Here is a 20,574-nt window from a genome sequence, read left to right as displayed (position 1 = left end):
GGTCGGGCGCCAGTTCTCGACATTGACGATGGTCCACACCGCAACGCGAGCCCCGCCGGGCAGCTTCAGCGGCCTGCGCTGGTTGATGGGCTCAAAGTCGAGCCGTCCGCGCAAGCTTGATCCGATTTCGCTGTTGCTCATGCTCGCCTCTATTCCGCTTCGCCGAGGAGCCGGAGGGCCGTCTGTCCGGCAATCCGGGCGCGCTCCGTGCTGGTCAAGCCGTGCGCATCCGCAAGGGTCTTCAACGGGTCTTCGTCCCCCATATCGAATGGCGCATCGGTGCCCAGGAACACCCTCTCGGCACCAACGAGCCGGGCCAGATAGGCCAGCGCCTGTGGTTCGAACACGACACTGTCGAAGTAGAACCGCCGCAGCAGATCGAGCGGCGACGTTACGGTATTCGCATGCGTCTCGCTGCGGACCTTGTGGCCGTGCACGAGTCGTCCGATCTGGTAGGGCGTGAAGCCCCCGCCATGAGCCAGGCCGATCTTCAGATCCGGCAACCGGTCCAGGGTACCGCTGAACATCAGATCAGCCACCATCAACGTGGTCTCGAGCGGATTGCCGATCAGGTTGGTCAGGTAATAATCCTCGAGCCCCGCCTTGTTTCCGATGTAGTAAGGGTGCGCCAGGATGAAGACGCCCAGCTCGGCAGCCCGCCGCAAAACCGGGGCGAAGCGTTCGTCCGTGAGCTTCACGCCTTCGATGCTGGTCCCGATCTCGACCGCGCGGAAACCATGCATCCCGACGATGCGCTCGAGTTCGGCGATGGCAGCGTCAGGATTTTGTATCGGCAGAATGCCCATGCCCCGCAGGCGCTCTGCGCGAGCGGACACCATTTCGGCAACGCCGTCGTTCACGAGACGCGTTACCTCGATGGCCAGATCCCGTTCGGCCCAATAGGTGAAGGTCGGCGGAGCCGGCGAGATGACCGAGATATCGATACCCTTCCGGTCCATGGCAGCGATCTTGGCATCGACACTGATGAATTCCGAAAACAACGGATAGGCGTAGCCTTGATCGTGCACCACCGTGCGGTCGCTCCCAGACCCCAGGACGCGCGCCTTCAGGCGTGCGGGCCCGTTCTCGACGGCCGCCACGAAGGACGGTGGAATGACGTGGCTGTGAAAGTCGATCTTCATTGAGGTTCTAGCTGTACCGCTTGGGTTGATCGTCGTCCGCATACCAGTCGAATACGGCGTCGGAGAGATTGACAATGATGTTCTGGATCTGGGTGTATTCCTCGTAAGCGACGAGCCCGTTCTCGCGCCCAATGCCGCTCATCTTGAAGCCGCCCCAGGGCGAGGCCGGATCGATCCTGTGATGATCGTTGATCCAGACGATTCCGCTCTGGAGCCGGTGTGCGACGCGATGAGCGCGCGCGACGTCACGCGTCCAGATGCTCGTTGCAAGCCCGAACTCCGTGCCGTTAGCAATCGCGATCGCCTCCTCCTCGGTGTCGAACGGCATGACACAGACGACGGGACCGAAGATTTCCTCCTGAGCGATGCGCATATCCGGCTTCACATCGGTGAAGATAGTGGGCAGCAGATAGTAGCCATCCGCAAATGCTACCTCTTCGGGGCGTGAGCCCCCGAAGGCAAGCGTCGCGCCCTCCTCCTGACCGATACGAATATAAGTTTCGACGAGATCGCGCTGCTTCTTCGATACCAACGGCCCCATTTGGGTGGCCTCGAGCTGGGGATCGCCAAGCCGGATCTCGCCGGTGCGCCGGATGAGTTCCGCCACGACCTCGTCGTGAATCGACCGGTGCACGAGAAGGCGTGCCCCCTGCACGCAGGTCTGGCCGGCCGCGATGAAGGATGCAAACAAGGTCGCCGCCACGGTGCGATCGATATCGTTATCGGGAAAGGCGATGACGGCGGCCTTGCCGCCGAGTTCGGCAGCGACCTTGACGAGGTTCCGGCCGGCAATGGACGCGACCGCCTTGCCCGTCTCGGTGCCGCCGGTGAGATCGATCTTGCGAACGCGCGGATGCGAGGACAAGGCGAGGCCGGCTGTTCCGCCGAAGCCCGGAACCACATTGTAGACCCCGTCAGGGACGCCTGCTTCCTTGAGGATTTCGCCGAGAAGAAGGGGCGTGACTGGCGCAAGCTCCGATGGCTTGACCACCATCGTGTTGCCCGAAGCAAGAGACGGCGCGACCTTCTTGGTGAGGATCAGAAGCGGGTGGTTCCAGGGCGTGACATGCCCAACCACGCCGAGCGGCACGCGCCGGGTGTAATTGAGATAGTTCCCCGCGAATGGAGGAACGGTGTCCTCATGGGTCCGTGCCACGGCGCCGAAATAGGCGAACCATTCCGGCAATCGTGCGAGCTGAGCCGCCATTTCGCGGCGCGGCCGGCCGATCTGGTCGACTTCCAAGGATACGAGGTCAGGCAGGCGCCGCCTTAGAACCTCGGCAGCGCAATGCATGATATCGGCGCGTTCGGCGCCCGTTAGTGCGGACCAGACCGGAAAGGCTCGCTCGGCGGCTATGATGGCGATCTCAATGTCCTCGGTCGCCCCTTCCGCGACCTCTGCAATCGTCGAACCATTCTTCGGATTCTCGATTTGGAACGTGCGGCCCGACACGGCGGGGCGGAAGGTGCCGTCGATGAACAGGCCCCATGGTCCGAGTGTCACTCCGATCCTCCTGTTGCTGCGACAGTCAGTGGACACCGAGGAAGCGCATCAGTGGACCCTGGTCCTTGCGAACCGCGTCGGCACTCGCCTCGTGAACGACCTTGCCGGTCTCGAGGACGTAGAGACGGTCGGCGACCGACAACGCGCTGTAGAGATTCTGCTCGACGAGCAGGATGGCGAGGCCGGTCCTGCCGAGATCGGAGATGATGGACTCAAGATGCTGCACCATCACGGGCGCCAGCCCTTCCGTCGGCTCGTCCATCAGGATGAGTTCCGGGTCGATCATCAGCGCACGGCCGACCGCGAGCATCTGGCGCTCTCCGCCCGAAAGCTGGTTGCCACGATGGTGCCGGCGCTCGGCGAGGCGCGGGAACATCTCGAAAACCCGCTCGACAGTCCAACCGTCTTTCGCACTGGCGGGCTTCAATATCGTGAGGTGCTCGGTTACGCTGAGAGACGGAAACAGCCTGCGCCCCTGAGGCACCAGCGCGATGCGACGCTTTGCGACTTCGTGGGGTGTCAGGTCGTGCAGTTCCTCGCCTTTCCAGTGCAAGGAACCTCCTCTGACCTGCGGCTGAGCCAACCGCATGATCGAGCGGATCAGGGTGGTCTTGCCCATGCCGTTGCGGCCGAGGAGCGCGACGACCTCGCTCGGCCTGACAGTCAGCGTCACGCCATGCAGCACATGTGCCTCGCCATAGAAGCTGTGAAGGTCCTTGACCTCAAGCATGATCGCGGGCCTTTCCGAGATAGACGTCCTGCACGCGCTGATCAGTGCTGATGCTGTCCGGCGATCCCTCGGCCAGCATCTGGCCGTTGTTCAGACAGGTGACGTAGTCCACGAGCTTCAGGACGAGCTCCATGTCGTGCTCGATGAGCACCATCGTCAGATTGCGCGGCAGAGAACGGATGATGTCGGATACGATTACGCGTTCGGCCGGCGACAGGCCCGCGGCCGGCTCGTCGAGCAGCAGGAGTCTCGGCTTGGTCACGAGAGCCATGGCCATTTCGAGCTGGCGCTGCTCGCCATAGGAGAGTTCATGCACCGCCGTGGAGCCGCGTTCGTGGAGCCTCGAAATCGAAAGCGCAGACGCCACGCGCTCTTCCTCGTCGGAGGTCAGGTGCATGGACCCGAAGAGCGAGAACTTGCCGCGGCCGGTACCGCGGAGGGCAAGCTGCATGTTCTCGGCCACGGTGAGTCGCGGGAACAGGTTGGTGATCTGAAACGTCCGGCTCATTCCCATCCGGGCGCGCACATGAGCAGGTTTTCGCGTGACGGTCGCGCCCTCGAAGACGATGCGTCCGGAGGTCGGCGGATTCACGCCGGTGATGGCATTGAACAGCGTGGTCTTTCCGGCGCCGTTCGGACCGATGATGGCGCGTCGTTCGCCCTCTTGTACCGAGATCGACACGTTATCGACGGCCCGCAGCGCTCCGAAGGCGACGACGACATTCTCCAACTCAAGCGCGGCTTCTGACACGTGTTCGGCTCTTTGCTGTCTCATTCGGAAGGCGCCGCCTCGGCTGGGCGGCGCCTCCGGGGAAGTTCAGTGCGGACCGCTCGCCTACTTCTTGATGCCCTGGTTGTCGCGCGAGAACGGCGGCGACTTCAGGTACTGTGCTGGATCGTAGGTCCAGAACTGCGAAACGGCGGAATAGGTCTCGATCGGCACGTTCCAGTACTTGCCGTCGGCGTTCTTCTGAACCTTGCGGATGTAGACGTCGTAGATCGGATTGCCGTAGTCATCGAAGCGCACCGGGCGGCCGAGCGGCGAGTTGGTGAGCTCGCTCTTCAGAACGGCATCGATGAAGGCATCACGGTTGGAGATATCGCCCTTGAGTTGCTCGATGACCTGGCCGACCCAGAGTGCGCCGGAATAGTGCGAGAAGCCATAGAGCGACGGCAGCTTTCCATACTTCGCAGAATAGGCTTTCACGAACTTCTGCGTTTCGGGATTGTCCGATCCCTCGGCAAAATGCGCCGACGATACGATGCCGTCACACTCCTCTCCCATCGTGCGGATCACAGACTGATCCGTGAAGTTCTGGGCCCCAAGGAGCGGAATTTGGCCTTTCAGGCCGAAGTTCGAATATTGCTGCATGAACCGCGTCGCGTCCGCGCCGAGTTCCATCGCAAAGATCGCGTCCACGTTCATGCTGCCGAGTTGGCCGATATAAGGGCTGAAATCGGCGGTGTTCAGCGGATTCCAGAGCTGCCCCACGATCTTGCCGCCCCCCTCCGTGAACACCTGAGCGAAGCCCGCGCACTGCTCGTGACCGAAGGTATAGTCCTGCGCGATCGTGGCAACGCGTTTGTAGCCCTGCTTGAGCGCCCAGTCGGCGAGCGGGCGCGGCATCTGGCTGGCGGTGTAGCCGGCGACGCGAATAACGTTCCTCACGCGGTCGCGCTGCGTGAGGTCGTCGGCGGCGATAACCGGAATGAAATACGGGACGCCGTTCCCCTTGACGTAGTTTGCGACGGCAAGACCCGTATTGGCGAGGAGGTTGCCGAACAGGAAGTCGACCTTCGATTGCTCCACGAGGCGGCGAGCTTTCTGGAGCGCCGTGTCCGGGTTTCCGGCATCGTCCTCGACGATCACCTCGACCGGGCGCCCGGCGATGGCCTTGCCGCGCTCCTCCCAGAACATGTTGAAGCCTTCGACGATTTCGCGCCCGCCGGCCGCCACGACGCCGCTGAGGGGGGCCATCAGACCGATCCGGATCGGCCCGGACTGCGCTCTCGCAACAAACGGAGCCGCAACGGTGCCCGTCATCGAAGCTCCCAGGGCCAGTCCGGATGTCTTCAAGAATTGCCTGCGATCCATGTTTCCCTCTCTCTTTCTTTGTTAACGCTTGTTAAGGCTTCCGCTTTCGTGCTGGTCGGAAGAGCTTGCTCGCAGCGCCGAGGACGCCCTCGGGCGCGAAGATCATGGTACCGATGAACATGAACCCGAGAACCATGGGCCAGCGCGGCGTGAACTGGCTGACGAAGTTCTCGAGGAGGATGATGGCCGCAGCGCCGACGAAGCTTCCGAACAGCGTCCCGACGCCCCCGATGATCGCCATCAGCAGCCCCTCCACGGATTGTGATAGCTGCACGGTCGAAGGGCTGACGAAATCGTTGAACAGTGCGTAGAGCGCGCCCGCCACACCGGCGAAAACGCCCGTGATCGTGAACGCAATGAACATATGGACTGCGGTGCTGTAGCCGAGGCTGTTCATCCGGCTTTCGCTGTCGCGGATGCCGCGCAAGGTGAGCCCGAACGGCGACTGGACGAACCGCCAGACGACGGCGGTGAAGAGCAGAACCGTCGCGAGCGTCACATAGAAGAAGACGACGGGATCGGCGATGATGTCCGGGCGGCCGACGCCGCGGATCCCGTTCTCGCCACCGGTCACGCTCGTCCAGCGCAGGCAGACGCCCCAGACGATCATTCCGAGCGCCAGCGTCAGCAAGAGAAAGTAGACTCCACTGACCCGCACGGCGAGCAGGGCGAACACCGAGGCGATCGCGGTGGCCGCCAGGACTCCGAGCAACACGGCGACCCAGGGAGACCCACCCATGACCGAGGTCCAGTAGATCACCACATAGGTCGACACACCGAAAATGGCGCCGTGCCCGAGAGACGTGCGGCCGGCATAGCCTGCGAGCACGTCGATCGACATGGCGAGCAGCGCAAAAATGAGCACTTCGCTGGCGATGCTGGTCTGATAGCTGGACGCGAACAAAGGCAATGCGCCGAAGACGACGAGGATCACCGCGAGAGGTACGACCGGGAAGCGCGGAGAGACATGCCCGTTCGCCATTAGGCAGCCCTCCCGAACAGCCCGAGCGGCCGGAATGCGAGAATGGCCGCCATGGGACCGAAGATCACGAAATAGGCGAGTTCGGGGAACATGACTTGCCCAATGGTATTAAGCAGGCCGACGAGGAGCGCACCGACCGCAGCGCCGACGAGGCTTCCACGCCCGCCGATGATCACGACCGCGAGCGAGAACACGAGGATCTCGGCATCCGCCGTCGGATAGAGGGTCAGGAATGCACCGCCTACGGCTCCGCCCAGGCCGGCCAGCGAGGCGCCGAGCATGAAGGTGGCGAGAAACACCCGGCGAATGTTGATGCCCATCGCCTCGACCATCTCGGCATCGTCCACACCGGCGCGGATCAACGCTCCGAGGCGCGTGCGATTGAGCAGCAGCCAGAGCGCGATGAAGACGACGATGCCGAGCCCGAGCACGAACAGCCGGTACTTCGGATAGAACACCCCGGCGACCCGCACCGCTCCGCGGAACATTTCCGGGACGGGCATCGAGAATGTGTCGCCGCCCCATATGACGAGCGCGAGATCGTTGAGCACGAAGGCGACACCGAGGGTTAGGAGCACCTGTCGCAATTCGTACCCCTGCACGAAGCGCAGGAGTCCGACGTTGAGCACCACCCCCATCAGCGCCACGCAGAGCATGGAGGCCAGCGCGCCAAGCGCGAAATTGCCCGTCGCTCCGGCGACTGAAAAGCCGATATAGCCACCGAACAGATACAGCGCACCATGCGCGAGATTGACGATGCGCAGCAATCCGAAAATCAGCGTGAAGCCGGAGGCCACGATGAAGAGGAGCGCTGCGAAGGTCAGTCCATTGAGAAACTGAGCAAGGTTGAGGCTGGCCAAAGGTCAGTCCCCACGCAATGCATCGGGGCGCTGACTCAGGTACCAGTCATAGACCTGCTCGCCGGTCCAGAACACGACGTCCGGCCGGTGGCTGATCTTTTCCAGGATACGGCGGAAATGCTTGGCCCGGTGCGGTGCTCCCATGATGTAGGGATGCACCACCAGCGCCATCACGCGGGCCGAGTCGGCGCTGTCGTGATAGATCTGCTCGAACTGATCCATGGCGCGATCATGGTACTCCGTCGCCTTGTGGTGCTGGATCAGCATCATGGCGACGTCATTGCATTCCTGCGTATAGGGAATATTGACGATGGGCTTGGTGCGGGTCTTGAGCACGACCGGTTCGTCGTCGAGAACCCAATCGCAGACATAATCGAATCCCACTTCGACGAGGAGGTCGGGGGTTTCCCAGGTCTCGGTGAGCCCCGGACCGAGCCATCCGCGCGGAGCCTTTCCGGTAAAGGCCTTGATGGCATCCGCGGTCTTGCGAATGTCCTCCCGCTCGTCCGGGACCTTCTGCATGTTCTTCTGGCCGAAGCCATGGCCCATGAACTCCCAGCCGCGATCGAGCGCCGCGCGGGAAATCGGCTCGTAGGTGGAGACCGCCTTGCCGTTAATCGCCAGCACGGCCTTGATGCCATGATTGTCGAGCGCTTCGAGGAGCCGCCAGAACCCGACCCGGTTGCCATATTCGTGCCAGGCCCAGTTCGGGATGTCCGGCGAGGGCGAACCGCCAGCGGGCGGCGTCAACACCGTTCGCGGCATGGTTTCCTTCGGATCCCACTCCTCGATGTTGACGATGACCCAGACTACCATGCGGGCATTGCCCGGCAGCTTGAGCGGCGGGCGCTCGGTGATGGCCGAAAATGCAATCCGTTCGGTCGGCAACATGACCTACGCCTCTTCGGGGCCGATGGAGAACGAGAAGGGCAACAGGCCCTCGATGGAAGCGTTGATCCGGTCGCCGGGGACCACGGCCCCGACGCCGGCCGGCGTGCCGGTCAGGATGAGATCGCCGGGCTCCAGGCGATATTGCGTCGACAGATTGGCGATGATCTCGGGCGTGTTCCAGATCATTTGCCTGAGGTCGCCTTGCTGGCGCACCTCGCCATTGACCGAAAGGGAGATACCGCCTTCGAGACGATGGCCGACCAACGCTACCGTGTGCAGCGGGCCGCAGGGCGCCGAGTGGTCGAAGGACTTGCCGATTTCCCACGGCAGCCCCTTCTTGAAGGATTCGCGCTGACGATCCCGGCGGGTCAGATCAACGCCGATGCCATAGCCGAAAACGACGTCGAGGGCACTCGCAACGGGCACATTGCGAGCGGTCTTGCCGATGGCGACGACCAGTTCGACCTCGAACTGGAAATCCTCGGTTGCCGGTGGATAGGGCACGACCGCGCCCTCGGAGACGACGGCGTCTGACGGCTTCTGGAAGAAGAACGGCGGATCACGCTCGTCGCCCTCCTTCATTTCGCGGATATGCGCGACGTAGTTTCGGCCCACGCAATACACGCGACGGACGGGAAAGCGATCCTCGCCGCCGACGATGGCGAGCGTCGTGACGGATGGCGGAAAAACGAATGCCATCTCACCGACCTGCATCGAGGAGGCTGCGAAGCGTGATCCTGCACATCAATCTGCTCCTGTCGTTTGTCGGGACCCCGCATGCGGGCGATCCGGGGCTTGGAAGCGAGGCTATAGCCATTCCCGACGTAGTCAAGCTAAGATGTATACATTCCTCCCAAGGCGAACTGGGAATGGCCGACCTCCAGCTCCGACCGAGAGCTTGGCTCGCTGCAAAGCTCGGTTCCAAAACTTGCTGGAACGAAAACATCTTAGTTGGAGCGATTGCAAGGCAATGACGGTAGCGGGTGAACGGGAACCAAAATCCGGGACTGCGGCAGACCTCGAAGCCCCGACCCGAAGTGTATCCATTACAGAGTGGCTGAGATGCTCGATTCTTGCCGGACAGTTTCAATCGGGCGAGCGCCTCTATGAAGTCACGCTCTCGGAAACATTGCAGGTTTCGCGCACGCCGATACGGGCAGCGCTGCAGTCGCTCGCGGGCGAAGGATTGCTCGATCACATCCCCAATCGCGGCTACTATGTGCGCGGATTCTCCGTCGAAGAGATCGTCCAGGCCTACGAAATTCGAGCCGCTCTCGAGGGACTGGCCGCCAAGCGCGCAGCCTTGCTCGGCCTGGGTCCGGAGGAGCATGTCGCTATCAAGAAAGCGCTGAAGGACGGAGACGAGTTGCTGCAGAAGGGCGATCTATCCCCCACGGATCGGAGCACTTATGGCGAGATCAACGCCGCCTTCCACAGCGCCATCCACAATGCAGGCCAGTCGAGAATGTTGCGCGACATGCTGCGGATGTCACAGCAAGTTGCCCCCTCGTCACATCGCAACGTCATCGCGTTCGAACATCACGACGTGCGCCGCCGGCATGACGATCATCACCGCATTTACGAAACCATTCTCGAGCGCGATGCCGGGCGCGCAGAGCTTCTGATGCGGGATCACGTTGAGAGAGTGAAAGGCTCACTAATCCGTTCCCTTTCAGCGAGTACGACAGCGGCCGAGGCTATGAGCGCCGCACAGGCTCTGCGGGATTCCGAATAGGGCAGAGCCGGTCTCCCTCTATCGCGGGTTCATCTGCTGGCGTGCTTCGACGAGTTCGTCGGGTGGAAGCCCATGCGCCCCGCGAAACGGCTGGTCCAGCACGGCAACCATATAGACGACGAGGCCGATGAAGATCGTCAGCACGCCGCCCATGATGAAGTGGCTCATTCGCTTCAGATCGAACAGCCAAAGAACGAAGACGTTGAGGACCGCCCCGATCAGGACGACGTTCCAGATCACCGGCGGAATGCTCGTCCCGGCAGCCTGGATACGGGCGCGCCGACGCTCGACGAACTCGCCGAATGTCTGCAGTGTCTCGCGGTGGAGCACGTCTTCACCGGTTTCGCGGTTCGGCCTGAAGCTCACCAGCTGACGGTTGAGTTCGTCCACCAGCAGCCCCCCTGGTCCGGAAGCCCGGTTCCGATGCTGCTCACTCCAGCCGGAGCCAGTCTCCTCGTCGACATAGCGACGCAGGGTTTCTGCCAAGGATGTGCGGACCGGCTCAGGATATCCGCTGAACTCGCGATATAGCGCGATGAGGCTCGTGGCCTCCAGGCCGACCGTGTCCTGCGCCTTGTCGTAATTGGCGAAGACTGCAACCGAGAGCAGAGCCAGCAGGACACCATAATACAGTGAGAAGGTGCTCAGGAGCAGGCCGACGAGCGTGTTGGGCTCCCTTTCGCCCTGCAGCAGCCGCCCGAAGGTCGGCTGCAGATAGGCCGAGCCGATGAGCGTGACGACCAGGAAGCACCCGCACACGAATGCGGCGCCGAGCACGGGAGGAAGTTCGTGCAACCAGTCGATCACGACCTGGCCCGCTCTCTCGATGGTCCCCATCCCAGAATACACGACTGTGAGCGTTCTATAGCCAAGCACATTCTGTGTGCGGAGGCACACTGGTCAATCCCCGACAACCGGCTGCATAGCGCGCCCAGCACCACGGGGTATCTGAGGATTGGCAAGCCTCCGAAGCCTCTGTGTGCAACTCATGCGGGCCGGTTAAGGACCACACGCGACGTCACTCGATACCGCTCTGCGCGCCCGGACCGATTACAGCAAGGTTCACTCAGGGTGAGTCCCCTGATCCAGCCGGGACAAATGGCAGCGGGGCCTGCCGGGCTTGGATCAGCTCCGGCCGAGCGCCGCGCGCGTGAAGGCGAGCGCGTCCTGCCCACTCCAATCGGCCGGGCCTTTCAGAAGCGCGACCTCGCAGGCGTTCGGGTCAAGGATGAAGGACGTCGGCAGTCCGACGAGGTGCCCGGATTTCTGCAGGACCTGGAGGAGACGCCCGCTTGGATCGGCATAATAGGTGAGATCATCGATCTTGTGCTCGGCGAGCCACTGGCGCGGCTTGTCGAGTTGGCGGGTGTCGACGTTGATCGCGACCACCTCGAACTCGGGCCCTCCGAGTTCCTCCTGGAGGGTGTTCAGGGCCGGCATCTCCTCGCGGCAGGGCAGACACCAGGTTGCCCAAAGATTGACGAGCACCGTGCGTCCCTTGAAGCTCTCAAGGGTCAGAGGCTCGCCCGAGGGCCCCTGGAACTCGGCCGCGGGCGGCAGGGACGGCCGCGGGAACGTGATGGCGGCGACATCCCCTTTCGCGAGCGGCTTCAGTCTTTCGACCGTATTCTCAGCCGCACGACAGGCCGCGATATCCGCGCCGTTACCCGTTCCGTTGGGTAAAAGGGCCAGCGCGGCGCCAAGCACCACGACGAGGGCGGCTGCGGCCGGCAGCACGCGCCGCAGGGCGTAGGATCTCGTGATCATGAGTCAACAGGTGTGAGAGGCGCCGCGGCGCACATGAGGGACTGCAAAGGACTGAAGCTCGTCATCGTGACCCCGATGTGGCGAACTGTGCGAGTAACCTCAAGACCGTCCGGGAGCGTCAAGCTTTCGCGCCTTCCTCGCATCGCCGGCCCCGCTCCCTGATGTTCGCGCTTGGGCTCGGCAACCCTTGCCGTTATGGTGCGCGGCCTTCGGAGTCGTCGATGCCCTTACGTCTCTCTCTCACCCGCGGCGTCCTGGTCGCGGCCGGTCTCCTCCTTGCGCTTTCTGCCTGCGGCCGGCGCGGAGCCCTCGAGGCGCCGCCCGATCCTGCCGCAGCGAAGCAGGCGGAAGCAAGCCGCCCCGAGGGGCAGGGCACCCTCCCCTCGCCCGTAGGAACCCCACGCGAGAAGCCCCAACGCGGCTATGTGATCCCCAAAGAGCCGTTCATTCTGGATCCGCTCCTGTAGGGTCACCGATCGCGGTTCCGCGCATCCAACTGGCGGATCACTAGCTCGATTCCCGTCCTGGGCGCTTGCACAGGACACCGGCAAGGCGCATGCCCAATCTTCAAAAAGGCGCATCTCAACGGCCGCTCCATGCATCATTTTGCGTATCGTGACGGCGTCATGCACGCCGAGGACGTCGATCTCCGGGCACTCGCCTCAGAGGTCGGCACACCTTTCTATTGCTATTCGTCGGCGACCCTCGAGCGCCACTATCTGGTCTTCTCAGGCGCATTCTCGGGCCTCGACACCCTCGTCTGCTATGCCATGAAGGCGAATTCGAACCAGGCGGTGCTGCGTACGCTCGCCCGCCTCGGGGCGGGCATGGACATCGTCTCCGAAGGGGAGTTGCGACGCGCTTTGGCAGCAGGCGTTCCGGGCTCGCGCATCGTGTTCTCCGGCGTCGGCAAGACCCGGGAGGAGATGGCGGCCGCCCTCGATGCCGGCATCCTTTGCTTCAACGTCGAATCCGAACCGGAGCTTCTGGCATTGTCAGAGGTTGCCGTCTCGCGCGGACGCAAGGCGCCGATCTCGATCCGCGTGAATCCGGATGTCGACGCGCGCACCCACCGCAAGATTTCCACCGGAAAGTCGGAGAACAAGTTCGGAATCCCGCTCCGACGGGCCCGGGAGGTCTATGCGGAAGCGGCCCGGCTGCCCGGCATCGAGATCACGGGCGTCGATATGCATATCGGTAGCCAGATCACGGAACTCGGACCGTTCGACAATGCGACGATCCTGATCGCGGAGCTCGCCCGTGATCTCATGGCCGATGGTCATCGTCTCGATCACCTCGATCTCGGCGGCGGCCTCGGCGTTCCGTATCGCGAGGACGACGAACCGCCTCCTCACCCGGAGGCCTATGCGGAGTTGATCAAGCGCAGGACCGAGGGACTCGGCCTGAAGCTGATCTTCGAGGTCGGGCGGCTGATCTCGGGCAATGCCGGCATCCTGGTGACGCGCGTGATCTACGTGAAGCACGGCGACGGCAAGACCTTCGTCATCGTCGACGCTGCGATGAACGATCTCATCCGCCCCACCCTTTACGACGCTCACCACGACATCAAGCCGGTGGTCGCTCCGCCAGCCGGAAGCGCCCGGATCGTGGCCGATGTCGTCGGCCCGGTCTGCGAAACGGGCGACTACCTGGCGCTCGCCCGCAGGATGCCGAACGTGAAGCCTGGCGATCTTCTGGCCGTGATGACAGCCGGGGCCTACGGGGCCGTTCAGGCTTCGACCTACAACACGCGGTTGCTCGTCCCCGAGGTGATGGTCAAAGGTGCGCAGCACACGGTCATCCGCCCTCGACCCCGCTATGAGGACATGATCGCTCTCGATCGTATTCCGGCCTGGCTCCAGGACGAGGCGAAATAGGCCCATGTGAGCGGCATCCTGCCATCGCGAGCGGAGCAAAGCGATCCAGCGGCACTGCCGCTGTAAGGTTGGATGGCTTCGCCTGCGGCTGGCAAAGGCGGAAGAGGCAAGCAGGCGCGCGCCCGCGAGAAAGGCCCATCCATACCCACAGGGTAACGGCTGCGCCCGATTGACTGCTGGCCTGTGAGGCTTGCCGTGCTACTTTTGGCGGCCTGGGGCGTTTAGCGTGGACGATCCGCGCCAGCTGGAGACAGCGGCATGAGCGACAATCTGGGCGGCGGTCTGCCTCCGCCTCCCGCTTCGAACCGCAAAAGCGGGCAGACGACGTTCCAGAGCCGTCTCGAGCAGCTGGTCAGCCGCGCGAAATGGGCGCTCTGGTGGGAGCGCGCATGGCCGCTCCTTTGGGTCCCGATCACGATCCTGCTCGTCTTCCTGACGGTCTCCTGGCTCGGCATCTGGCTCGACGCGACACCCCTTTCGCGGACGGCCGGCCTCGCGCTCTTCACCGCCGCCTTTCTGATTTCACTCTGGTCTCTGGTACGCCTGCGGTTCCCGGAGCGCCCCTCGGCGCTCGATCGCCTGGACCGCGACACCGGCCTCCAACATGGCCCTGCCCGCGCCTTGGATGACACGCTGGCTCTCGGGGCCGCGGATCCCGGAAGCCGCGCCCTGTGGGAACTTCACCAGCGCCGAGCGCAAGCTACGGTCGAAAAGATGCGGGTGGCGCCGCCGCACCCCGACATGCCTCGCCGGGACCGTTTTGCCTTGCGGGCCGCGGGCATTCTGGCCGTCGTCGCGAGCGCCTTCGTCGCCGGCCCGGAAATCGGCACGAGACTTGCCGCCGCATTCGATTGGCGTGCGCCTCCGCCCGCTGGCCCGGCTTTCCGCGTCGATGGCTGGATCGACCCGCCGCTCTATACGCGCTCGCCCCCCCTCATGCTCGATCTTGCCGGAGGTGAGCAGCACCTCCGCGCCCCCGTGAAGTCGACCGTGGTCGTCCGGGTCGCCGGAGAAGGCAACGTGACGATCACGCCCGGCAAGGGGCTGACGCGTCTCCCAGGGCCGGAAGGCACGCGGACGGATCTGCAGGAGCAGCGCTTCACGCTGGACGATACGGCCGACCTCTCCGTCCGGACCGGTTTGACCGGCGGCGTCGGCCTGCGCATCGAGGCGATTCCGGACAGACCGCCCGAGGTGTCGTTCAGCGCCCCGCCGGAGGTCAACGCCCGAGGGACCTTCATGCTGATCTACAAGGGGCGTGACGATTACGGGATCACGGCCCTGGAAGGCTTGGTCGAGAAAGGTCAGGGTTTCACAGGGAAGCGGACGCTCGTCCCCGCCCCGAAGATGCCGCTCACTCTTCCGGGGGCCGCGGAAGAGACCGACACGCGCTCGCTGGTCGATCTCACGGATCATCCTTGGGCGGGAGCCCGCATCAGGCTGACCCTCGCCGCGAGAGACGAGGCCGGTCAGGAGGGCAGGAGCGAAGGCATCGAGTTCACGTTGCCCCAGCGCCCGTTCACGAAGCCCCTCGCCAAGGCGCTCGTCGAGCAGCGGCGCAATCTCGTTCTCGACCCGGACGATCGCAAGCGGGTCCAGGTTGCGCTGGATGCGCTGCTGATCGCTCCGGAGATCTACACAAAGGAATGGGGGGTCTTTCTGGGCCTGCGCACGGCGGCCGAGCGCCTGCGGCGCGCCAAGGCGGACGAAGAACTCATCGATGTCGCAGACTGGCTCTGGGCGATGGCGCTCCAGATCGAGGACGGCGATCTTTCCGAGGCGGAGCGGGAATTGCGGGCGGCCCAGGACAGGCTCCAGGAAGCCATCGATCGGAATGCCCCGAATGAGGAGATCAAGCGCCTCACAGACGAGCTGCGTCAGGCGATGGACAAGTTCCTGCGCGAATTCGCCGAACGGATGCAGCGTCAGCAACAGGAGGGGAATAACCAGAACCAGCAGCAGCCGGATCGGGTCATCACCCAGGACGATCTCAACAACATGCTGAACCGGCTGGAGGAGATGATGCGCCGCGGCGACGTTGCGGAGGCCCAGCGCCTTCTCGATCAGCTGCGGCAGATGCTCGAGAACCTCCAGAACGCGCAGCCGAACTCGCGCATGGCTGACCCGCTCTCCCGCGAGATGGACCAGGCCGCGAGGGAGCTCGAAAATCTCACGCGCGACCAGCAGGGCCTGCGCGACGAGACGTTCCGGGAGGGGCAGAATCGCCGGATGCAGCAGGGCGACCGCAACCGCCAACCGGGGCAGCGACAGCAGGGTCAGAGAGGCCAGCGCGGACAGCAAGGGCAACAAGGCCAGCAGGGCCAGCAGGGGCAAGGCGATGAGCAGGCTGAGAACGGCCAGGGCGATCAGCAGGGCGAGGGCCTCGGCGAGCGCCAGCAGGCTCTGCGCGAACGGTTGCAGGAGTTGCAGCGCCGGATGCAGGGTATGGGCATGCAGGGAGAGCAGGGGCTCTCCGATGCCGAGGAGGCCATGCGCGAGGCCGAGAATGCGATCGGTCAGGGCCAGGACGGACAGGCCGTCGATGCACAGGGCCGCGCGATCGAGGGCCTGCAACGCGGCATGCAGGGTATGGCGCAGCAGATGCAACAGATGATGGAAGGCGACGGGACCGAGCAGGCGGGCGACCAACCCGGCCGACCGGGTAACCCGCAAGGCCGCGGCCAGGCATCCCAGCGGGACAACGATCCGCTCGGCCGTCCGACGCGCAGCCGGGACTACTCGGACGGCCGCGTGAAGGTGCCGAGCGCGTCGGAATCCGCCAGTGAACGCGCCCGCCGCATTCTCGAAGAGATCAGGCGCAAGCTCGGAGACCCTACCCGCCCGCAGGAGGAGCTCGAATATTTCGAGCGCCTGCTTCGGCGGAACTGATCGCGCGAGGAGCCGGAACGGGGCGGCGAACGAGCCTGCCCCGGATGTTGTCCGCCCGATCGCCCTCCGGCTAGACCTGCGCCGGCCCTGACTCAGATGGAAAACGTATGGACACCCTCGTCGAAGCTCTCGTACCGATTGCGGTCACCGCCGTGGCGATCGTGCTCGTGCTCGGTCTTTTCAACATGCTGCGCGGTGGAAGTCCGGACAGATCGCAGAATCTCATGCGGTTGCGAGTGCTCCTCCAGTTCATCGCGATCATCATCATCATGGGCGTGATCTGGTGGCGGGCCGTATAGATAGATGATGGGGCCATCACGAGCCTGATCCCATCGACCATGACGCCCACTCGGTGACGCAACGGCATGCACGCGAATCCGGACTTGCTTTACCACCTGATCGAACTTTGCGGGCTACAGTCCTGTGAGTTCGCGGGCGCCATTTCTTGCAATGCCCAAGTTTTGGCACTTTTCAGGAGCCGTGATTTATAGGACAAGCTCACCGGCTGCTGCTTCGCAGCCGGTTGCTTCGGATCAGCAGTTGTCAGGTCGTTCCATGCGTGTGATGCCCGCCGTCGGTTTGAGCCTCCTCGTCATGGCTGGCTCTCTCTCAGGAGGCATGGCATCGGATCTGCAGCCGGACCTGTTCGGGCCTGTAGGCCAGCCCGCTCCACGGCCCGGGCTGCTCTCGGAATTCCGTCTGGGCGTCTCCGCGCAGGACCCTTGGGGGCCTGAGTCGAATTCCGCAAACCTGACGGGCGAGATCCTGTTCGCGAAACCGTTCACGACCGCGGACCTTTTCACCAGCTATTTCATTCCGCGCCCGCATATCGGCGGGAGCGTCAACTTTTCGGGCAATACGAGCTTCGCCTATGCGGGCTTGACCTGGACCATCGACATCACGCCGAGGGTCTTCATCGAGGGATCGTTCGGCGGGGCGATCCACAACGGCGAGACGAGTGCTTACACGGTACCGGTCGGGCGAGCGGCACTCGGATGCTCGCCGCTGTTCCGTGAATCGGGATCGATCGGCGTCAGGTTGTCGGCCAATTGGAGCCTGCTCGCGACCGTCGAGCACCTTTCGAATGCGGGCCTCTGCGATCAGAATCGCGGCCTGACGAATATCGGCGCACGAGTCGGCTATACCTTCTGAGGCTCTCGGGCGCGATTTGCGCCTCCGAGACAGCCTGGAGAACCCGACCCGACGGCGATAGTCTCACGAGCCGGCGAACATGATCGCTGCTACGGGCGGTGCGCCGGAAGGTTAAGGATGGTCGTTCTCAATCGCATCTACACCCGCACGGGTGACAAGGGCACCACCGCCCTCGCGACCGGCGAGCGCCGCCCGAAATACGACCTCCGAATCACGGCTTACGGAACGGTTGACGAAACGAATGCCTGCCTCGGGCTGGCCCGTCTCCATACGGCCGGCAGCGAATTCGACGCGATGCTCGGCCGCATCCAGAATGACCTGTTCGACCTCGGGGCCGATCTCGCGACGCCCGAGACCGGAAAGCCCCTCCCCTACGAGCCATTGCGCATCACGGAGGCACAGGTCGAGCGGCTCGAACGCGAGATCGATTCCCTGAACGAGCATCTCCAGCCGCTGCGCTCCTTCATCCTGCCGGGCGGATCGCCGGCAGCCGCAGCGCTTCACCTCGCGCGAACCGTCTGCCGGCGGGCTGAGCGCCTCGTCGTTGAACTCGCGGCCGACCCGCAGGAAAAGGTCTCACCGGCGGCCGTGAAGTTTCTCAACCGGCTTTCGGACTTCCTGTTCGTAGCAGCCCGATCGGCGAACGGTCAGGGCGCTCGGGACGTCCTATGGGTTCCAGGGCAGAATCGCTGAAGGCGGCCGACCGGTGTTTCTGCCTCTCCACGACGGCATCCCTCTCCAGCATCTGAAGACGCCGTTCGCCACCAGGCTGCTGATCGCCCTCTGTGTTGCCGCATATTTCCTCACCTTCTTCGGGCCGATCGGCGAAGATTGGGTAGTCGCCGGCTTCGGGCTGATCCCCTCCGTCCTGTTCGGGACGGAAGCGCTTCCCGAAGGACTGCCTTTCATCCCACCCCAACTGACGCTCGTGACGAGCATCTTCCTGCACGGATCCTTCATCCACCTCGCGGGCAACATGCTGTTCCTGTGGGTGTTCGGTGACAATGTCGAAGACGCGATGGGCCACGGGCGCTTCATCCTGTTCTTCATCCTGTGCGGCGCCGTCGCGGGGCTCGCCCATGCTTTGATCGATCCGGAATCCGGACGCCCGCTCATCGGCGCATCGGGTGCGGTATCGGGCGTGGTCGCGGCCTATCTCATTCTCTACCCCCGGGTCCGGGTCTGGGGGCTGTTTCTGAAGGGTATCCCGCTGCGCGTCCCGGCCTTCTGGGCGATTGGATTCTGGTTTCTCCTGCAACTCGGGGCGGCTCTGGTCGGCGGGGATGATGGCGTGGGCTGGTTCGCCCATCTCGGCGGGTTTCTCGCCGGCGCGATCCTGATCCCCGTGATGCGCCGTCGCTACGACCCCGTGCTGGCCCGAGTTGAGGCCCAAGCTCAACCCGGGGCTTAGGGAACCGAGGCGCGACGTCGCCGTCCGTGTTCGCACTCGGAATTGTCTGCGGTAACATGACCCCTACCCGCAAAATGCCGCGCTACGCGGGCCTCTCACCGGAGAGTCCGGCTCAACTCGGGTCAATGCGTTGACAAAGGCGCACTTCGGTGCGTTGACAACAGCGAGCCGGTCGCTAGGGTCCGCACCGCTCCACGCTTCCCTCCAGGCTCGGTGCGCCGGCGCTTCAAGCCGGGCTGTTGCTGGCCTTTGATCGAGGTGCTCATGAAGATTCTTGTGCCGGTCAAGCGAGTTGTCGACTACAACGTGAAGATCCGGGTCAAGCCGGACGGCTCCGGGGTCGAGCTCGCGAACGTCAAGATGTCGATGAACCCCTTCGACGAGATCGCCGTCGAAGAGGCGCTGCGCCTCAAGGAACAGGGCAAGGCCACGGAGATCGTCGCGGTCTCGATCGGGCCGCAGCAGGCCCAGGAGACGATCCGCACCGCGCTCGCCATGGGCGCCGACCGTGGCATCCTGGTCAAGACCGATCAGGCGGTCGAGCCGCTCGCGGTTGCCAAGATCCTCAAGGCGATCGTCGAGAAAGAGACCCCGCAGCTCGTGATCCTCGGCAAGCAGGCGATCGACGATGACGCGAACCAGACCGGCCAGATGCTCGCCGCGCTGCTCGGCTGGCCGCAGGGCACCTTTGCCTACAAGGTGTCGGTGGGTGACGGCACGGTCGACGTGACCCGCGAGGTCGATGGCGGCCTGCAGACGGTCGGCTTGAAGCTGCCCGCGATCGTGACCACGGACCTGCGCCTCAACGAGCCGCGCTACGCTTCGCTGCCCAACATCATGAAGGCCAAGAAGAAGCCGCTCGACGAGACCTCCCCCGAGGCGCTCGGGGTCGATGTCGCGCCGCGCCTCAAGGTACTCAACACCGTCGAGCCCGGCGGCCGCAAGGCGGGCGTCAAGGTCGCGTCAGTCGCCGAACTCGTGAACAAGCTGAAGGTCGAGGCCGGCGTGCTCTGAGCGCCCGCCCAGGTGAGAACCCCATGCCCACCCTGCTCCTTGCCGAACACACCAACTCCCAGCTGAAGGACGCCACCCACAAGGCGCTCTCGGCCGCCAAAGCCCTCGGGGCACCCGTCCACGTGCTCGTCGCCGGCGCGAATTGCGGGCCGGCTGCCGAAGCCGCCGCGAAGCTCGCGGGCGTCGAGAAGGTTCTCGTCGCCGACGCCCCGGCCTACGAGCACGGGCTCGCGGAGCCCTTGGCGGCGCTGATCGTCTCGCTCGCGGGCTCCTATGAGGCGCTCGTCGCGCCCGCGACCACGGCGGGCAAGAACGTGATGCCGCGCGTGGCGGCGCTCTTGGACGTCATGCAGGTCTCGGACATCACGAAGGTGGTCTCACCCGACACCTTCGAGCGGCCGATCTATGCCGGCAATGCGCTCCAGACCGTGCAGGCCACGGACGCCAAGAAGGTCCTCACGGTGCGCACCGCCGCTTTCCCGGCGGCGGGCGACGGGGGCTCGGCGCCGATCGAGCCGGTCGAGG

General features: G+C 64.0%; 20 protein-coding genes and 1 pseudogene. 10 read left to right on the top strand and 11 right to left on the bottom strand.

The annotated features are described in order from the left end of the window. Positions 1–149: 149 nt before the first annotated feature. From BN1233_RS32250 to BN1233_RS32210, 9 genes are all read right to left on the bottom strand, one after another. Positions 150–1,142 carry an amidohydrolase family protein gene (locus BN1233_RS32250; protein ID WP_046867717.1) on the bottom strand — a complete coding sequence of 331 codons (993 nt, stop codon included), beginning with the start codon at positions 1,140–1,142 and terminating at the stop codon, positions 150–152. 7 nt (positions 1,143–1,149) lie between these two features. Next, positions 1,150–2,646 carry an aldehyde dehydrogenase gene (locus tag BN1233_RS32245; RefSeq protein ID WP_048709390.1) on the bottom strand — a complete coding sequence of 499 codons (1,497 nt, stop codon included), beginning with the start codon at positions 2,644–2,646 and terminating at the stop codon, positions 1,150–1,152. Between the two features lie 25 nt (positions 2,647–2,671). After that, positions 2,672–3,376, bottom strand: coding sequence for an ABC transporter ATP-binding protein (locus tag BN1233_RS32240; RefSeq protein ID WP_046867716.1), 705 nt, complete (start codon positions 3,374–3,376; stop codon positions 2,672–2,674). Then, on the bottom strand, positions 3,369–4,127 hold the full coding sequence (locus BN1233_RS32235; protein WP_187144422.1) for an ABC transporter ATP-binding protein: 759 nt from the start codon (positions 4,125–4,127) through the stop codon (positions 3,369–3,371). The genes BN1233_RS32240 and BN1233_RS32235 overlap by 8 nt, the downstream gene beginning before the upstream one ends. Positions 4,128–4,211: 84 nt before the next feature. Further along, positions 4,212–5,420: an ABC transporter substrate-binding protein gene (locus BN1233_RS32230; RefSeq protein WP_063776713.1), complete on the bottom strand. Its 1,209-nt coding sequence runs from the start codon at positions 5,418–5,420 to the stop codon at positions 4,212–4,214. A gap of 82 nt (positions 5,421–5,502) precedes the next feature. Next, on the bottom strand, positions 5,503–6,453 hold the full coding sequence (locus BN1233_RS32225) for a branched-chain amino acid ABC transporter permease (RefSeq protein WP_052764020.1): 951 nt from the start codon (positions 6,451–6,453) through the stop codon (positions 5,503–5,505). Continuing rightward, positions 6,453–7,313, bottom strand: a complete 861-nt coding sequence (locus BN1233_RS32220) for a branched-chain amino acid ABC transporter permease (RefSeq protein WP_046867713.1) — start codon at positions 7,311–7,313, stop codon at positions 6,453–6,455. Before BN1233_RS32220 ends, BN1233_RS32225 begins: the two co-directional genes overlap by 1 nt. 3 nt (positions 7,314–7,316) lie before the next feature. After that, positions 7,317–8,204: a polysaccharide deacetylase family protein gene (locus tag BN1233_RS32215; RefSeq protein WP_046867712.1), complete on the bottom strand. Its 888-nt coding sequence runs from the start codon at positions 8,202–8,204 to the stop codon at positions 7,317–7,319. Positions 8,205–8,207: 3 nt separating this feature from the next. Then, a complete protein-coding gene (locus BN1233_RS32210; protein WP_046867795.1) occupies positions 8,208–8,903 on the bottom strand; it encodes a fumarylacetoacetate hydrolase family protein in 696 nt (231 codons plus the stop codon). A 271-nt stretch (positions 8,904–9,174) separates the two neighbouring features. Here BN1233_RS32210 and BN1233_RS47570 point away from each other — a divergent pair, with 271 nt between their 5' ends. Next, positions 9,175–9,939: a GntR family transcriptional regulator gene (locus tag BN1233_RS47570; protein WP_046867711.1), complete on the top strand. Its 765-nt coding sequence runs from the start codon at positions 9,175–9,177 to the stop codon at positions 9,937–9,939. 18 nt (positions 9,940–9,957) lie between these two features. Here BN1233_RS47570 and BN1233_RS32200 read toward each other — a convergent pair whose 3' ends face one another. Together BN1233_RS32200 and tlpA are read right to left on the bottom strand one after the other, a co-directional pair. Further along, a complete protein-coding gene (locus BN1233_RS32200) occupies positions 9,958–10,836 on the bottom strand; it encodes a bestrophin-like domain (RefSeq protein WP_147707668.1) in 879 nt (292 codons plus the stop codon). A gap of 228 nt (positions 10,837–11,064) precedes the next feature. Then, positions 11,065–11,706 (bottom strand): thiol:disulfide interchange protein TlpA, encoded by a 642-nt coding sequence (gene tlpA, locus BN1233_RS32195; RefSeq protein ID WP_046867709.1) that lies wholly within the window; start codon positions 11,704–11,706, stop codon positions 11,065–11,067. Positions 11,707–11,927: 221 nt separating this feature from the next. On the opposite strand from tlpA, the gene lptM reads away from it, so the two are divergent. From lptM to BN1233_RS32150, 9 genes and pseudogenes are all read left to right on the top strand, one after another. Beyond that, complete coding sequence (gene lptM / locus BN1233_RS32190) at positions 11,928–12,173, top strand: LPS translocon maturation chaperone LptM (protein ID WP_048709384.1); 246 nt, start codon at positions 11,928–11,930, stop codon at positions 12,171–12,173. A 129-nt stretch (positions 12,174–12,302) separates the two neighbouring features. Beyond that, positions 12,303–13,583 (top strand): diaminopimelate decarboxylase, encoded by a 1,281-nt coding sequence (gene lysA / locus BN1233_RS32185; protein WP_046867708.1) that lies wholly within the window; start codon positions 12,303–12,305, stop codon positions 13,581–13,583. A 258-nt stretch (positions 13,584–13,841) separates the two neighbouring features. Then, on the top strand, positions 13,842–16,472 hold the full coding sequence (locus BN1233_RS32180; protein ID WP_082145777.1) for a TIGR02302 family protein: 2,631 nt from the start codon (positions 13,842–13,844) through the stop codon (positions 16,470–16,472). A 107-nt stretch (positions 16,473–16,579) separates the two neighbouring features. Continuing rightward, positions 16,580–16,771: a twin transmembrane helix small protein gene (locus BN1233_RS32175; RefSeq protein WP_046867707.1), complete on the top strand. Its 192-nt coding sequence runs from the start codon at positions 16,580–16,582 to the stop codon at positions 16,769–16,771. 319 nt (positions 16,772–17,090) lie between these two features. Further along, entirely contained in the window at positions 17,091–17,624 is a 534-nt protein-coding gene (locus tag BN1233_RS32170) for an acyloxyacyl hydrolase (protein WP_244470941.1), read from the top strand. A 117-nt stretch (positions 17,625–17,741) separates the two neighbouring features. Next, complete coding sequence (locus tag BN1233_RS32165) at positions 17,742–18,317, top strand: cob(I)yrinic acid a,c-diamide adenosyltransferase (RefSeq protein ID WP_046867706.1); 576 nt, start codon at positions 17,742–17,744, stop codon at positions 18,315–18,317. Positions 18,318–18,330: 13 nt separating this feature from the next. Further along, a complete protein-coding gene (locus BN1233_RS32160) occupies positions 18,331–19,035 on the top strand; it encodes a rhomboid family intramembrane serine protease (protein ID WP_046867705.1) in 705 nt (234 codons plus the stop codon). 264 nt (positions 19,036–19,299) lie between these two features. Then, positions 19,300–20,049, top strand: coding sequence for an electron transfer flavoprotein subunit beta/FixA family protein (locus BN1233_RS32155; RefSeq protein WP_046867704.1), 750 nt, complete (start codon positions 19,300–19,302; stop codon positions 20,047–20,049). Positions 20,050–20,072: 23 nt separating this feature from the next. After that, positions 20,073–20,574: pseudogene (locus tag BN1233_RS32150) on the top strand (electron transfer flavoprotein subunit alpha/FixB family protein); the annotation flags it as partial.

The sequence above is a fragment of the Microvirga massiliensis genome (assembly GCF_001006805.1).
Classification (GTDB): domain Bacteria; phylum Pseudomonadota; class Alphaproteobacteria; order Rhizobiales; family Beijerinckiaceae; genus Microvirga; species Microvirga massiliensis.
The sequence above is the reverse complement of the archived record's forward strand: the minus strand, read 5'-3'. Positions and strand labels throughout refer to the sequence as shown.

Coding starts and splice junctions, on each gene's coding strand:
- BN1233_RS32250 (WP_046867717.1), bottom strand. CDS start 1,142: ATGAAGATCGACTTTCACAGCCACGTCATTCCACCGTCCTTCGTGGCG.
- BN1233_RS32240 (WP_046867716.1), bottom strand. CDS start 3,376: ATGCTTGAGGTCAAGGACCTTCACAGCTTCTATGGCGAGGCACATGTG.
- BN1233_RS32230 (WP_063776713.1), bottom strand. CDS start 5,420: ATGACGGGCACCGTTGCGGCTCCGTTTGTTGCGAGAGCGCAGTCCGGG.
- BN1233_RS32225 (WP_052764020.1), bottom strand. CDS start 6,453: ATGGCGAACGGGCATGTCTCTCCGCGCTTCCCGGTCGTACCTCTCGCG.
- BN1233_RS32215 (WP_046867712.1), bottom strand. CDS start 8,204: ATGTTGCCGACCGAACGGATTGCATTTTCGGCCATCACCGAGCGCCCG.
- BN1233_RS32210 (WP_046867795.1), bottom strand. CDS start 8,903: ATGGCATTCGTTTTTCCGCCATCCGTCACGACGCTCGCCATCGTCGGC.
- BN1233_RS47570 (WP_046867711.1), top strand. CDS start 9,175: ATGACGGTAGCGGGTGAACGGGAACCAAAATCCGGGACTGCGGCAGAC.
- tlpA (WP_046867709.1), bottom strand. CDS start 11,706: ATGATCACGAGATCCTACGCCCTGCGGCGCGTGCTGCCGGCCGCAGCC.
- lptM (WP_048709384.1), top strand. CDS start 11,928: ATGCCCTTACGTCTCTCTCTCACCCGCGGCGTCCTGGTCGCGGCCGGT.
- lysA (WP_046867708.1), top strand. CDS start 12,303: ATGCATCATTTTGCGTATCGTGACGGCGTCATGCACGCCGAGGACGTC.
- BN1233_RS32180 (WP_082145777.1), top strand. CDS start 13,842: ATGAGCGACAATCTGGGCGGCGGTCTGCCTCCGCCTCCCGCTTCGAAC.
- BN1233_RS32175 (WP_046867707.1), top strand. CDS start 16,580: ATGGACACCCTCGTCGAAGCTCTCGTACCGATTGCGGTCACCGCCGTG.
- BN1233_RS32170 (WP_244470941.1), top strand. CDS start 17,091: ATGGCATCGGATCTGCAGCCGGACCTGTTCGGGCCTGTAGGCCAGCCC.
- BN1233_RS32165 (WP_046867706.1), top strand. CDS start 17,742: ATGGTCGTTCTCAATCGCATCTACACCCGCACGGGTGACAAGGGCACC.
- BN1233_RS32155 (WP_046867704.1), top strand. CDS start 19,300: ATGAAGATTCTTGTGCCGGTCAAGCGAGTTGTCGACTACAACGTGAAG.